This window comes from Aciduricibacillus chroicocephali (assembly GCF_030762805.1).
Classification (GTDB): Bacteria; Bacillota; Bacilli; order Bacillales; family Amphibacillaceae; genus Aciduricibacillus; species Aciduricibacillus chroicocephali.
This window is the reverse complement of sequence record NZ_CP129113.1, coordinates 1018227-1032163: the sequence shown is the minus strand read 5'-3', so window position 1 is coordinate 1032163 and position 13937 is coordinate 1018227. Positions and strand designations below refer to the sequence as shown.

At 41.7% G+C, this 13937-nt stretch carries 14 protein-coding genes; 4 read left to right on the top strand and 10 right to left on the bottom strand.

The genetic code is table 11. The features are described from left to right. Positions 1–97: 97 nt before the first annotated feature. Positions 98–286: a hypothetical protein gene (locus QR721_RS05390; protein ID WP_348029430.1), complete on the bottom strand. Its 189-nt coding sequence runs from the start codon at positions 284–286 to the stop codon at positions 98–100. A 219-nt stretch (positions 287–505) separates the two neighbouring features. Between QR721_RS05390 and QR721_RS05385 the strand changes: the two genes are divergently transcribed. Then, positions 506–1129 carry a YktB family protein gene (locus QR721_RS05385; protein ID WP_348029429.1) on the top strand — a complete coding sequence of 208 codons (624 nt, stop codon included), beginning with the start codon at positions 506–508 and terminating at the stop codon, positions 1127–1129. Between the two features lie 45 nt (positions 1130–1174). Here the strand turns inward: QR721_RS05385 and QR721_RS05380 are convergent, their stop codons facing one another. The 7 genes from QR721_RS05380 to QR721_RS05350 all read right to left on the bottom strand — a co-directional run bounded on the left by QR721_RS05380 (position 1175) and on the right by QR721_RS05350 (position 8252). Further along, positions 1175–1447 (bottom strand): UPF0223 family protein, encoded by a 273-nt coding sequence (locus tag QR721_RS05380; protein ID WP_348029428.1) that lies wholly within the window; start codon positions 1445–1447, stop codon positions 1175–1177. 28 nt (positions 1448–1475) lie between these two features. After that, positions 1476–2312 carry a polysaccharide deacetylase family protein gene (locus QR721_RS05375; protein ID WP_348029427.1) on the bottom strand — a complete coding sequence of 279 codons (837 nt, stop codon included), beginning with the start codon at positions 2310–2312 and terminating at the stop codon, positions 1476–1478. 112 nt (positions 2313–2424) lie between these two features. Beyond that, positions 2425–3837, bottom strand: a complete 1413-nt coding sequence (gene lpdA / locus QR721_RS05370) for a dihydrolipoyl dehydrogenase (protein ID WP_348029426.1) — start codon at positions 3835–3837, stop codon at positions 2425–2427. A gap of 3 nt (positions 3838–3840) precedes the next feature. Next, positions 3841–5133 carry a dihydrolipoamide acetyltransferase family protein gene (locus QR721_RS05365; RefSeq protein WP_348029425.1) on the bottom strand — a complete coding sequence of 431 codons (1293 nt, stop codon included), beginning with the start codon at positions 5131–5133 and terminating at the stop codon, positions 3841–3843. Between the two features lie 26 nt (positions 5134–5159). Then, complete coding sequence (locus QR721_RS05360; protein WP_348029424.1) at positions 5160–6137, bottom strand: alpha-ketoacid dehydrogenase subunit beta; 978 nt, start codon at positions 6135–6137, stop codon at positions 5160–5162. 1 nt (position 6138) lies between these two features. Further along, a complete protein-coding gene (gene pdhA / locus QR721_RS05355) occupies positions 6139–7182 on the bottom strand; it encodes a pyruvate dehydrogenase (acetyl-transferring) E1 component subunit alpha (protein ID WP_348029789.1) in 1044 nt (347 codons plus the stop codon). A gap of 410 nt (positions 7183–7592) precedes the next feature. Next, positions 7593–8252, bottom strand: a complete 660-nt coding sequence (locus QR721_RS05350) for a YkyA family protein (RefSeq protein ID WP_348029423.1) — start codon at positions 8250–8252, stop codon at positions 7593–7595. Between the two features lie 171 nt (positions 8253–8423). On the opposite strand from QR721_RS05350, the gene def reads away from it, so the two are divergent. Next, positions 8424–8975 (top strand): peptide deformylase, encoded by a 552-nt coding sequence (gene def, locus QR721_RS05345; RefSeq protein WP_348029422.1) that lies wholly within the window; start codon positions 8424–8426, stop codon positions 8973–8975. Positions 8976–9005: 30 nt separating this feature from the next. Here the strand turns inward: def and QR721_RS05340 are convergent, their stop codons facing one another. Next, a complete protein-coding gene (locus QR721_RS05340) occupies positions 9006–9779 on the bottom strand; it encodes a Cof-type HAD-IIB family hydrolase (protein ID WP_348029421.1) in 774 nt (257 codons plus the stop codon). Between the two features lie 468 nt (positions 9780–10247). Here QR721_RS05340 and QR721_RS05335 point away from each other — a divergent pair, with 468 nt between their 5' ends. Both QR721_RS05335 and rnjA read left to right on the top strand, forming a co-directional pair. Continuing rightward, positions 10248–10457, top strand: a complete 210-nt coding sequence (locus tag QR721_RS05335) for a DNA-dependent RNA polymerase subunit epsilon (protein ID WP_348029420.1) — start codon at positions 10248–10250, stop codon at positions 10455–10457. Between the two features lie 3 nt (positions 10458–10460). Further along, positions 10461–12128 carry a ribonuclease J1 gene (rnjA, locus tag QR721_RS05330; RefSeq protein WP_348029419.1) on the top strand — a complete coding sequence of 556 codons (1668 nt, stop codon included), beginning with the start codon at positions 10461–10463 and terminating at the stop codon, positions 12126–12128. A 42-nt stretch (positions 12129–12170) separates the two neighbouring features. Here the strand turns inward: rnjA and QR721_RS05325 are convergent, their stop codons facing one another. Further along, positions 12171–13892, bottom strand: coding sequence for a pyruvate oxidase (locus QR721_RS05325; protein WP_348029788.1), 1722 nt, complete (start codon positions 13890–13892; stop codon positions 12171–12173). Positions 13893–13937: the final 45 nt, after the last annotated feature.

Sequence of the window (13937 nt, the reverse complement as noted above, 5' to 3'; positions counted from 1 at the left end):
CATTGAACGGATGAGAAAACACGAATGGATACAACACACAAAAAATGACCTCAATATACATCTTTCATATATTGAGACCATTCATGTTATCAAGTTGCTACTGGGTAATTTTTTGCAGTTCAGCATGCAATTGTACCAATTTTTCTTTGGAAAGGATTTGCTGAGTTTTGTCTTTTGCTTGCATCGCATCATAAAGTGTAAGGAGTTCGTAGTCAATTTCCATCTTGATGACTGGAAGTTTCTTTTCGGCTTCTTTTTTTCTCAATGCATCCATTACGTAGTTCATGTTTCTCATCCTTTCATTTATCCTTTGTATTATATATATGGCAATCCTTTCGAGATTGTTCAACAATATTCTGTGTATTCTCGATGTTGGTATATTCATACCCTGTTTACTTTCTGCTTTAAACCTTGTACAGGCGTCTGTCACCGCTTGACTGGAAAGCCTCCTTACTGAATAATCATCTTATAGAGAATGCATTTAAACATAGAAGGAGACATACAAATGGACTTTAATGGATTTCATAAAACTGACTTTGACACATTCTTGATAGACGGTCTTGAAGAGCGAATGGAAGCAATCCAGACGCGTATTCAGCCAAAATTCCGAGAAATCGGATCTGAGCTGGAAGATCATCTGTCAGCTCAACTTGGCAATGAAATGTTTCTTCATATTGCCAAACACGCCCGCAGGACTGTCAATCCCCCAAAAGATACGTGGCTCGCAGTAGCCGATAACAAACGTGGATATAAAAAGCACCCTCATTTTCAGGTTGGCCTCTTTGACGATCATGTATTCATCTGGCTTGCACTCATTTATGAATTGGATTTTAAATCGGAAATTGCCAGTAAATTCCTTGAGCATTATGACGAACTAAAAGCTTTGCCTGACCATTATGCCGTATCTCTTGATCATATGAAAAACAGCTCTTTCACCGTGGCCGAACTTGAACAGAAGGACCTTGAGCGCTTCCGAGATGTCAAAAAGGCTGAGTTTCTCGTTGGACTGCATTTGAAGCCTGGAGATCCGATACTTGAAGATGGAGAGAAATTCATGAACATCACAAAGAAGACAATAGACTCGCTCATTCCGTTCTATAAACTCGCTTTAAGCGCCCGTCATGCATAATTAAAAAAAACAGCCAAAGGCTAATATAGCCCTGGCTGTTTTTTTTCATCTGTTGCATCTGATTTTATCCTGTGTACTATTCTTGGCTTCTTTTAGAACGCGATAAGCAGAGTATCCGGAGCTTTTCTGAAAATCTGCATAGAAACGCTTCTCTTCACTTTTTGCTGGAACTATTTGCTTAAATCGTTCATAAGCAAGAAGCAGGTCTGTCCGTTTCACTTGTCCTTCATATGCCATTTCAATCATATTGAAAAAATTGACAACATCGATAATTTCCTGCCTTGACCAAGATTCATCAAGCGGGTAGTGGTAACTCAAAACATTCCCCTCCTTTTCGAAAATCGATTTACGGATGGTACCCTTTGATTTTTTTAGGGTCTACAAAACCATATCCTTTATCCCGAAGCCCTTTTATAATACCTTCGAGAGCATCATTCGTCCATTCGCGGTCATGCATGAGCAAATTCGCTCCATCATTCAGTTCTGGCGCATTAACCATAATTTTTTGAATGGTATCTTTCGTCATATACTCATTATTCCAATCATATCCGTATGTCCAGTTCATTAATGTCAAATCTTCATCGGCAGCTACTTTCTTAGAATTATCTGTATTCTGCCCAAACGGAGCCCTGAAAAATGAAGGGCGCTTCCCAATCGCATCTTCTACCATTTGATCGACATCCGTGATTTCTTTTTTCTGCCTTGCATTTGACTGTTCTGGGAGGCTGTTATGGCTATATGTATGATTGCCAATAACAAAGCCCATGTCATGTATCTTCTTCAAATCATTCTTGCCTTTTTCAGAATCAATAAAATGTCCATTGACAAAGAAGATCGCAGGTACATTCATTTTCTTTAATTTTATTGCCATTTCAACAGCATGTTTATCTGGAGCATCATCAATTGTTACGAGAACAACTTTTGAAGGAGCATCACCTATAGGCTCAATAGACCAGTTTTTTTCATTGAGCTTATACTCTGGCTTAATTGCCTGAGCTTGCTCTTCTTTTTGCTTTTTACCGTTCTCGGACGACTTGCTCGTTTCTATAGATCTTTTTTTATCTGTTTCTGTTGTACTTTCTTTTTTATCATTGTCCGGCTGTTTGGAGCTATTGTTATCTCCACAGCCAGCGGCGATAAAGATCATGGCAATTACTATAAGCAGCATTGTAAATTTTTTCATCACGTCACCCCTAAATACAGACTTCAATTCTGTTTTCCCATTCTTGAAACAAATTATTCAGCACCGACAAAAAGACTGTACCCGCTATCGGTGTACAGTCTTTTCAAAATATTTACTGCTTAATCATATGAATTGGCTTGTCAATGGCAAGCTCTGCAGCTTCCATGACCATTTCGCCAAGACTAGGATGCGCATGAATTGTAAGTGCGATATCTTCAGCAGTCATGCCGGATTCAACAGCAAGCCCGATTTCTCCGATGATGTCACTTGCACTTGCACCGGCAACTTGGCCGCCAATTACAACGCCATCTTCTTCACGGACAATTAGCTTAACAAATCCGTCTGTCTCGTTCAATGCAAGAGCGCGTCCGTTAACAGCATACGGGAAGCGGCCTGGTTTAATTGCAATGCCAGCTTCTTTAGCACTCGCTTCTGTGTGACCAACTGAAGCAAGTTCAGGGTCTGTGAAGCAAACTGCCGGAATTGCGATGTAATCCACTTCGCTCTTCTCACCAGCGATTGCTTCAGCTGCTACTTTTGCTTCGTAGGAAGCTTTGTGTGCAAGCTGAAGACCTGGAACGATATCACCGATTGCATAAATATTCGGGATATTCGTACGGCACTGCTTGTCAACCTGGATAAGTCCTCTTTCAGTGAACTCGATGCCGATTTCTTCGAGACCGATTTCCTTAGTGTTCGGACGGCGGCCAACTGTTACAAGTACATAATCTGCATCTACTGTAACTTCTTCGCCTTTTACTTCATAAGTAACTTTTACGCCATCAGCTGATTCTTCAACACCTTTAGCAAGTGCCTTTGTAACAACTGTAACGTTCTTCTGCTTCAAACGGCGCTTGACAAGAGCAGTCATTGATTTCTCAAATCCACCAAGGATATCTTTGCCGCCTTCAACGATTGTAACTTCAGAACCAAGGTTTGCATAAGCTGTACCAAGCTCTGTACCTATGTATCCGCCACCGATCACGACAAGCTTTTTAGGAATCTCTTTAAGATTCAAAGCGCCGCTTGAATCAAGAACTCGTGATGAGAACTTGAATGTCGGAATTTCGATAGGTGTAGAACCAGTTGCAATGATGCAATTATTGAAAGTGTATGTCTGAGAGTTCTTCTCATCCATTACTTTAACTGTGTTTTTATCAACGAAGTAAACTTCGCCTCTTACGATGTCGACATTGTTGCCTGTAAGCAACTGTTCAACACCACCAGTAAGTTTGTTTACAACGCCAGACTTCCATTCCTGTACTTTTGTGAAATCAACTTTCACATTTTCACTAGAAATGCCAAGTTCAGCATCGCCACCAGCGTGAACTGCTGCATGACCAGCCTGTATAAGTGCTTTAGAAGGAATACATCCAACGTTCAAGCATACACCACCGAGATGTGCCTTATCAACGATTGTTACCTTTTGACCAAGCTGTGCAGCGCGGATAGCTGCTACGTAACCTCCAGGACCTGCTCCAACTACGAGAAGATCTGTTTCTACCGGGAAATCTCCTACTACCATATTCTACCCCTCCATCATAATTAGTTGTGGATCATTCAGCAATCTCTTTATTTGATTCAGCGCAGACTGTGCTGTCGCGCCGTCGACAATACGGTGGTCGAAGCTGAGTGAAAGAGCGAGGACCGGAGCTGCAACAATTTCCCCGTTGCGGACTATCGGCTTTTCAGCAATGCGGCCAATGCCAAGAATCGCTGCTTCAGGATAGTTGATCACTGGTGTGAACCACTGTCCGCCAGCAGAACCAATATTGGAAATGGTGCATGATGCGTGCTTCATCTCTTCCGATGCAAGTATACCATCGCGTGCTTTTTCTGCCAATATGCTAATTTCTCTGGAAATTTCAAAAATTGACTTTGTTTCGGCATTTTTTACAACTGGAACGAGCAATCCTTTATCCGTATCAGCTGCTATTCCGATGTTGTAATAGTGCTTATAGACAATTTCATCAGTCTCATCATCAACAGATGCATTAAGAATTGGATATTTCTTCAAAGTTGAAACGAGAGCCTTCACTACATATGGCAAATATGTGAGTTTGATATCTTGAGCTGCAGCCGTTTCTTTGAACTTTTTGCGGTGAGCAACAAGTTCAGTCACATCTACATCGTCCATCAAAGTAACATGAGGGGCTTTAGCTTTGGAATTGACCATTGCTTTAGCGATCACTTTGCGAATCGGGCTCATTTTCTCACGTGTTTCCGCTAGTGGACCTGTAATTGTTTGTGACTGCTGTGGAGCTGTTTCTGGAGTCTCTCCAGTTTCTTGCAATGGAATATCTTCAGAAACTTCCTGTTTAGCAGTGTCCCCGTTCAAATAAGCTTCGACATCTTCTTTTAGGATGCGGCCATTTTTACCAGTACCAGTAACACCAGAAAGTGCTACATCATTATCACGTGCAAACTTGCGGACTGAAGGCATCGCAATTACATTAGCGCTCTTCTCCCCAGAATCTGCAACAGAGCGTGATTCATTTTCTTTAGCTGGCTGTTTCGCCTCTTCAGAAGCTGGAGCTTTTTCTTCTTCCGCTTTCGGCTGTTCAACCTCTTCGTCTTCGTAGCCTTCAGCATCAATGCTCACTAGTGAATCACCAACAACAGCCACTTGACCTTCCTTGACATGAATTGTCTTTACCGTTCCATCAACCGGAGAAGGGATTTCGACAACTGCTTTATCATTTTGCACTTCACAAAGTACATCGTCTTCTTTAACTTCTTTGCCTTCCTCGATGAACCATTTGACGATTTCTCCTTCGTGAATACCTTCACCGATGTCCGGCAGTTTAAATGTAAATGCCATATTTTTGTACCTCCCGTCTTTCTGTTTTAGAAATTGACTACCTGTTGCACTTTTTCTTTGATGTCTTCATGATTTGGAAGCCACACTTCTTCAGCCTCAGAGAAAGCATATACAGTATCAGGCGCAGTAACACGAAGAACCGGTGCTTCCAAATGCAAAATAGCCCGCTCCTGGATTTCTGCAACGACATTCGCTGCTATTCCTGCTTGCTTTTGTGCTTCTTGAACAACAATTGCACGGTTCGTTTTCTTTACAGATTCAAGAATTGTATCGTAATCCACAGGAGAGACAGTGCGCAAATCGATCAATTCAACACTAATGCCTTCCTTCTCCAACTCTTCCGCTGCTTTAAGTGACGAATGTACCATTGCTCCGTAAGAGATAACTGTTACATCAGTTCCTTCACGTTTAACTGCCGCTTTCCCCAATTCAATTGTATAAGCTTCTTCAGGAACTTCTTCTCTGAACGAGCGGTACAATTTCATATGTTCAAGGAAAATAACCGGATCATTGTCCCGAATCGAAGCAATGAGCAAACCTTTCGCTTCATAAGGGGTTGAAGGAATGACAACTTTAAGACCAGGCTGCTGAGCAACAAGCCCTTCAAGGGAATCTGCATGAAGTTCTGGTGTATGTACACCGCCTCCGAAAGGCGCTCTAACAGTGATTGGCTGACTGTATGTACCACCTGAACGATAGCGCATTCTTGCCATCTGCCCACTTACAGAGTCCATTACTTCATAAAGGAACCCGAAGAACTGAATTTCCGGCACTGGACGGAAGCCTTGTAAAGCAAGACCGATTGCCATACCGCCAATTGCAGATTCCGCTAGAGGCGAGTCAAAAACACGTTCTTCACCAAATTTCTCCTGAAGACCTTCAGTTGCGCGGAATACACCGCCATTTCTTCCGACATCTTCTCCAAAGACTAGGACGTTTTCATCGTTTTCAAGTTCTGTGCGGAGTGCATCAGTAATTGCTTGAAGCATTGTAAGTTGAGCCATTTCACTTCGACTCCTTTTCTTTGTATTGTTTCATCTGTTCCTGCAAGTTCGAAGGAAGCTCTTCAAACATATTATCAATTAGATCTGTTACTTTTTGTTTAGGGTATTGATCAGCCTTTTTGATCGCTTCTTTGATCTCTTCCTTAGCCTTTTCCATTACTGCCTCTTCTTCTTCAGCAGTCCATAGGTTTTTCTTCTCGAGGAAGGCGCGGAAACGTACAATTGGGTCTTTCTTTTCCCATTCTTTATCCAATTCCTCTGTACGATAACGTGTCGGATCGTCACCTGCAAGTGTGTGCGGACCATAACGGTAAGTAAGTGTCTCGATAAGTGACGGACCTTCCCCATTGATTGCGCGCTCACGTGCATATTTAGTAACTGCATAAACTGCTAGTGGATCCATACCATCAACTAGATAACCTTCGATACCAGCAGCTACAGCCTTCTGGGCGAGTGTTTTCGCGTTTGTTTGAAGCTCAACTGGTACAGAAATCGCAAAGCGGTTATTTTGAACAAAGAAAATTGCTGGCGCTTTATAAGCCCCGGCAACGTTGATTCCTTCATAGAAATCACCTTGAGACGTTCCGCCATCACCTGTATATGTAACGGCTACTGATTTCTTGCCGCGTTTTTTCATACCGAGAGCAACGCCTGCAGCCTGTACATACTGAGCCCCGATAATGATCTGAGGACTAAGCGCATTAACACCTTCAGGCATCTGATTGCCATGGAAATGACCGCGTGAGAACAAGAATGCCTGATAAAGTGGCAAACCATGCCAAATAATTTGTGGAACATCTCTGTAACCAGGAAGTATAAAGTCTTCTTTCTCAAGTGCGAACTGGCTAGCGAGCTGAGAAGCTTCCTGTCCCGCTGTAGGTGCATAGAAGCCGAGGCGCCCCTGTCTGTTCAATGCGACACAACGTTGGTCAAGTACTCTCGTATAAACCATGCGGCGCATAAGTTCCTTAAGATCTTCATCGGAAAGATCAGGCATGTCCGCTTCATTCACAACATTGCCTTCCTCATCCAGAATCTGGATCATTTCAAATTGATTTTCGATGCTTTCTAGAACGTTTTTCAATCCATTCACCCATCCCTTCGTTTGCTATGCATAGATGTGTTCTAAAATGAACAATCCTGTGCTGTACCTTATTTGCAAATGATTAATAATTTGTATGTATATTTGAATCAGTCCACATTTAAAGGCGGTTATAAAACTGTTATACTCTTTTCAGCAGAGCAAATGGTACAATATTCAATCTAGTTAAAGTGTACTCATATTCCTCTGTTTGGTCAATTACTTTGTTTAGATTTTTTACGCAAAACGCTTGCCATCGCTGGTTTTGTCACCTTTCCGCGAAGCCTGTTACATAAACCATACTTGTCGCTGTATCACTTTAACATAGCAAGAGGGCAGACTCTTCCTTTAAGAGTCTGCCCTGTATGAACACATTACTTCTTATAACTGACATCAAGGTCCGTTGTTTTATAGAATGCTTTTTTAAAGTCGTTATACTTTTCCGTTTGCACGTTAAATGATTTGTTTGCCTGAACGAGCTTGTCATAGCTTTTATTTACTTTTTCAATTACGTTTTTCACCTGGTCATGTGTTGCATCTTTTTTTGCCAGCAGACTGTACATTTCTTTTTCATCAGCGAGTGATCTTTTATAAGCCTTATTCAATTTACCATAAAGCTTGTAACGTTCCATCATCGCTTTATGCATTGCTTTTGCCTTCACTTTTTCTTTTTTTGTTTTAAGTTTATCAATTTGACCCTCAATTTTCTGGAAATTTTCTTTGGAGTCATTCATGATCTCTTTTTCCTCTTTGACGAGGACGCGACGTTTGTCAATATTTGATTTTGCATCATTTGACAGTTTTTTAATTTCCTTCATCTTATGGTCATCAAGACTGATTAATTTATCGTAGCTTTGTTTTTCCTTCTTTTCCAAACTAATGATTTTATCCTGCACATCAGCAGCCTTTTTCTCAATACCTACGGATTCTTCCATGTTTTTATGCATTTTTTCCGCAGGAGATCCCCCACAAGCCGCAAGAAACACTATTAATATAGTGCCTACGAATCCGTATCCAAGTATTAGTTTCTTCATATATGTATCCCTCCCAAAACCTACCATGTCTTTTACCCCATATTTGAAATTTCTAACCAGTATCATACATGGTTCAAAAACCATTGCCAAACAGAGGATGTGATGTCTGCACTTATAATGTGGTAAAATACACGTATGACATGCCGTAATAAACAGGAGTGAATTAAATAAATGATCACAATGAAAGAAATTGTACGAGAAGGACATCCGTCACTGCGGAAACGCTCGGAAGAAGTACAGTTGCCACCTACAGCTGAGGAAAAGAAAATACTTAAGGAAATGCTTGAGTTTCTAATAAATAGCCAAGACGATGAAATTGCCGCTAAATGTAATTTGCGCCCAGGAGTTGGATTGGCAGCCCCTCAGCTTGGAATCAATAAAAGGATGATGGCTGTACATTTCGAGGATTTTGATGGAAAGCTGTACAGTTACGGTTTATATAACCCAAAAATTGTTAGTCATTCTGTTGAACTGGTCTATCTGCAAGCTGGTGAAGGATGCCTTTCAGTTGATCGTCCCGTGGAAGGCTTTGTCCCTCGTCCAGCGAGGATAACAGTAAAAGCTGTGGACATGGATGGCAATGAAGTGAAGCTGCGCCTGCGCAACTATGCCGCGATTGTTTTCCAGCATGAAATCGACCACTTGAATGGTATTATGTTCTATGACCATATCAATAAGGAAAACCCTTTTACCATTCCCGACAATTCCAAAGCAATAGAATAGGAAGAGACTACAGTCTCTTCCTATTTTTCATTATATAAGCCCAAAATGTCGCAGCCCCTTAGCGACACCATCCTGTTCTACGTGGTCCGTAATGTGATCTGCGGCTTTTTTTAATTCCGCAACAGCATTCTCCATTGCAATGCCGACACCAGCAAACTGCAGCATCTCTACATCATTTGGTCCGTCTCCAAATGCATACGTATTCCTTTGGCTGATACCTGCAGCATCCAGGAGCTTGCCAATGCCTACAGCCTTGGATCCGCCTCCCGGGAGAACATCGCAGGCAAATTGATGCCATCTGATAAATCTGGAGCGGTCTTCTATACAGCGCATCCCCTCTTCTGACGATTCATCACAGAACAAGAGAGCTTGAAAAATTTTATTACCTATATGGAATTTCGGGTCTGTTTCCGGATAATCAAATCTTAACCTTTGGAGTCCTTCAAAAACATGCGGGTGTTCTGCAACTGTTGCCTTCATTTCCTCTGCTGTCATGAAAATCATTGGATAACCTGCTGCTTCCGCTTTTTCGTGCAAGCGCAAAACCTCATCCTCGATTATTTCATTTTCGTAAATGACTTCACCTTTATAAACAACGTATTGACCACTAAAACAGACGTACGAGTCTATCCCTAATTCGTTACATATATCGTCAAACAAAAAAGCTGGTCTTCCTGTTGCCACAGCAACCTCAATACCTCTCTTCTTCAAATCGGTGATCGCCTGTTTTGCTGAAGCCGGGATGCGCTTCTCCTTGTCCACAAGCGTTCCGTCAATATCAAACAAGACCATTTCCTTGCTCATTCCAGAATCCGCCCCTTTACAAAGTCACACACAAGCAGCTGTTTCGTATATAATTTCTTCTCACGTCTACAATAGAAATGAATTATTTCATGCAAAACATACATTTTTATTTAATTATTACACAAATCGTATTATACTATAGATAAGTAGGATTGGGCCGGTATTCTGTTTGTTTTGACGCTTTTCTCATCATTCTTCGGGAAGGAGATGGCTTCCACATGTTGAGGCGTCTTAAAGAAAAGCTGAAGAAACGTCTAAAGGATTTGTTGGGAAGAAAGCGAGTACCAACAACATACAGCAGTGATAACCGTTAATATTAAAGTCGGTTTCCATTAGGACAGTCCCAGATTGATGGTTTCTGTCCGCTTGCAAAGGTGCGGAAAAGCGTTTTGCTTTTATATAAATTAACTGCAGAGTGGATGGCTTAGAGCCATTCGTATTTGTCTGCAAAAAATTAGGAGAGATGAAATGGTATACAAAGTATTATTCCAGGAGTCTTCGCTTGAAGCTCCTATTCGTGAAAGAACAAAAAGTCTATATGTTGAGGCGGATTCCGTACGTGAAGTGCGCCGTAAACTGGCAGATCGCGATTACAACATTGAACTCGTACAGCCGCTCGACGAAGCGCATCTTGCCTACGAACAAGAATCCGAAAAATATGAATTGGAGCGGTTGTAGAATATGAAATTTGTAAAAAATGACCAAGCTGCCGTTTTCGCTCTTGGCGGCCTTTCAGAAATCGGCAAAAACACTTATGGCGTTCAGTTCCAGGATGAAATTATTCTTATTGATGCCGGTGTAAAATTCCCAGAAGATGATTTGCTCGGAATCGACTATGTCATCCCGGATTACACTTACATTGTACAAAATAAGGACAAAATCAAAGGCTTGTTCATAACACATGGACACGAAGATCATATCGGCGGAATCCCTTTCCTTCTACGCCAGGTGAACATTCCAATCTATAGTGGCAAATTGGCACTTGGACTAATCCGAAACAAGCTTGAAGAGCATGGTCTATTGCGTAACGCAAAGCTGATTCCTATTGAAGAAGATGATGTAATCAAGTTCCGCAAAACATCTGTCAGCTTCTTCCGTACAACACATAGTATCCCGGACTCCTATGGTATCGTAGTTAAAACACCACCAGGTAACATTGTTCATACAGGTGATTTCAAATTCGACTTTACACCTGTTGGAGAACCCGCGAACCTAGCTAAAATGGCCGAAATCGGAAAAGAAGGTGTGCTTTGCCTGCTTTCTGATAGTACAAACAGTGAAGTACCGGGCTTTACAATGTCTGAGCGAGTTGTTGGTGAAAGTATTAATGATATTTTCAGCAAAACTGATGGACGCTTGATTTTCGCAACATTTGCATCTAATATCTACCGTTTGCAGCAAGTTATCGAAAATGCTGTTAAATTCGGCCGTAAAGTAGCCGTTTTCGGTCGAAGCATGGAGTCAGCCATTACAATTGGACAGGAACTTGGCTATATCCAGGCTCCTAAAGACACATTCATTGAGCCAAATCAGATCAATCGCATGTCTGCTGATCAAATCTGCATACTATGCACTGGTTCACAGGGTGAGCCGATGGCTGCGCTTTCCCGCATCGCCAATGGCACACACCGTCATATTCAAATTATTCCTGGAGACACAGTTGTATTCTCTTCTTCTCCAATTCCAGGGAACACAGTTAGTGTCAGCCGTACTATTGACAAGCTTTCTAGAGCTGGAGCCGATGTCATTCATGGCCGTCTAAGCAATATTCATACTTCTGGTCACGGTAGCCAGGAAGAAATGAAGCTTATGCTCCGTTTGATTCAACCTAAATACTTCTTGCCTATACATGGTGAATATAGAATGCTTAAGCAGCATGCCAAGCTTGCTGAAGCATGCGATGTGCCTATGGAGAATTCATTCATTATGGATAACGGAGATGTCCTTGCGCTTGGTAAAGATCAAGCTACCATTTCTGGTAAAATCCCTTCTGGTACAGTCTATGTAGATGGTAAAGGTATTGGCGATATCGGCAATATTGTATTGCGTGACCGTCGCATCCTATCTGAAGAAGGACTTGTTATCGTCGTAGTCAGCATTAATATGAAGGAATTCAAGATTGCTTCAGGCCCTGATATCATTTCTCGTGGCTTCGTTTACATGCGTGAGTCAGAAGACTTGATTAACGAAGCACAGAAGCTCGTTTCTGATCATTTGAACCGGGTAATGGACCGCAGAACGACTCAATGGTCCGAAATTAAAAATGAAATTACCGATACGATTTCACCATTCTTGTATGAACGCACAAAGCGTCGCCCAATGGTACTTCCAATTATTATGGAAGTATAATAAAAAAGTGATGGAGCTGTAAAAGCTTCATCACTTTTTTTATTAGAATATACGGCGCGTCGTTTCAGCGAGATTCGGAAATTCAATCTTTTTATTTTTAAAGAAATTCTTCACTAGGAATTCAGAGTACTTAATCGCTTGCTGATAACCAATCTTTCCAGGCAGCGGAGCCTTATCTTCGATGACAGCATCAATTATTACCGGCTTCTTTGATAAAAATGCCTGTTGTACTGCTTGATCCAATTCCTCGATAGAATTAGCTCTGAAGCCATCTCCCCCACAACTTCTAGCAAAAGCCGCAAAGTCCACTTCACCTAGATCTGTCTCATAGTTCAAGTGTCCCTGACCCGCTTGCTCATATTTAATCATGCCGATTTTACTATTATTAAGTACAATGATTTTTATTGGTAACTCATATTTCACTGCAGTAATGAAATCATGCATGACCATCGCAAAACCTCCATCACCACAAATCGCTACTACTTGCCTGTCAGGATAAGCAAGTTGAGAGGCAATTGCTCCAGGTAGCCCACATCCCATTGTGGCCAGTCTTCCTGATACGAGAAAATCTTGATTCGTAAATGGGAAGTAACGTGTGGTCCAGACTGTCACGTTCCCTACATCACATGAAATGATTGCATGATCATCAACAACTTTATCAAGTACATTCATCACTTGTGGAGCCTGCATTGGTTTTCTGTTATCCATCTTTTCCCTCTCAATATGCTTAAACCAGGTTTCCATCTTTTTCTTATACTTCTCTAAGAATGTCCTATCTTGTTTAGCCTCAACTGTTGCTGTCAACAGGTCAAGTACAACCTTCGCGTCTCCACACAATCCTAAATCAACTGGATAAATCGTTCCGAGTTTGCTTTGGTCGATTTCAATCTGAATTGACTTAACCTTATCAGGGAGAAATTCTCTGTAAGGGAATGATGAACCTGCTATAATGAGTAAATCCGCTTCCATCATTGCTTCATATGCAGGTTTTGTACCAATTTGTCCATGCTGGCCAAGATTTAGCTCATGATAATCTGGTAAGATTCCTTTTCCCAGCAAAGCAAAACAGATCGGTGCCCCGATCCTCTCGGCAAATGATAGCAACTCTTCTTTCGCAGATCTAGTCCCTCTTCCTGCTAAGATTATTGGTTTCTTTGCTTCATTGATCATCTGGACAGCTCTAGCTAAGCTTTGCTCACCAGGCATGACTTTCGGTTGTGAAAATGCACGAGATGTAAGAGCTGGGGACACATTCTGTTTTTCTGCAAACAAGTCGTCCGGTACAATCAGTACAGAGACACCGCCCTTGCTGTAGGCCTTCTTAATAGCAATATTCAGCATATCGGGAAGTTGGGCACTTGATTGCGCTTGTTGACAATACACAGCTACATCTTGAAATACACGATCCAAATTCACCTCTTGGAAAGTTCCTGTTCCCATTTTATTACTTGCTACTTGGCCAACTATGGCAAGCACTGGAACACCGTCTTCTTTAGCATCATACAGACCATTAAGGAGGTGAATTGCGCCCGGCCCAGCAATTGACATACAGACGCCAAGCTTTCCAGTAAGTTTGGCATAAGAACTAGCCGCAAGCGCTCCAACTTCTTCATGTCTAATTTGAATATACTTTAAAGCATCCTGTCGTTCTCGTAGATCATCCATAAATTCATTAATGGAATCCCCTGGCATGCCATATATATGTTCAACTCCCCAATCAATCAGCTGATCAGCGAGAATCGCACCTGTCCTTTTTTCCACTATGAACAACTCCTTCTCTAATCGAAACACTCCTCTATACTATAGCCT

Coding starts and splice junctions, on each gene's coding strand:
- rnjA (WP_348029419.1), top strand. CDS start 10,461: ATGAAATTTGTAAAAAATGACCAAGCTGCCGTTTTCGCTCTTGGCGGC.
- def (WP_348029422.1), top strand. CDS start 8,424: ATGATCACAATGAAAGAAATTGTACGAGAAGGACATCCGTCACTGCGG.
- lpdA (WP_348029426.1), bottom strand. CDS start 3,837: ATGGTAGTAGGAGATTTCCCGGTAGAAACAGATCTTCTCGTAGTTGGA.
- QR721_RS05335 (WP_348029420.1), top strand. CDS start 10,248: ATGGTATACAAAGTATTATTCCAGGAGTCTTCGCTTGAAGCTCCTATT.
- QR721_RS05350 (WP_348029423.1), bottom strand. CDS start 8,252: ATGAAGAAACTAATACTTGGATACGGATTCGTAGGCACTATATTAATA.
- QR721_RS05340 (WP_348029421.1), bottom strand. CDS start 9,779: ATGAGCAAGGAAATGGTCTTGTTTGATATTGACGGAACGCTTGTGGAC.
- QR721_RS05385 (WP_348029429.1), top strand. CDS start 506: ATGGACTTTAATGGATTTCATAAAACTGACTTTGACACATTCTTGATA.
- QR721_RS05360 (WP_348029424.1), bottom strand. CDS start 6,137: ATGGCTCAACTTACAATGCTTCAAGCAATTACTGATGCACTCCGCACA.
- QR721_RS05365 (WP_348029425.1), bottom strand. CDS start 5,133: ATGGCATTTACATTTAAACTGCCGGACATCGGTGAAGGTATTCACGAA.
- QR721_RS05390 (WP_348029430.1), bottom strand. CDS start 286: ATGAACTACGTAATGGATGCATTGAGAAAAAAAGAAGCCGAAAAGAAA.
- QR721_RS05375 (WP_348029427.1), bottom strand. CDS start 2,312: ATGAAAAAATTTACAATGCTGCTTATAGTAATTGCCATGATCTTTATC.
- pdhA (WP_348029789.1), bottom strand. CDS start 7,182: ATGATCCAGATTCTGGATGAGGAAGGCAATGTTGTGAATGAAGCGGAC.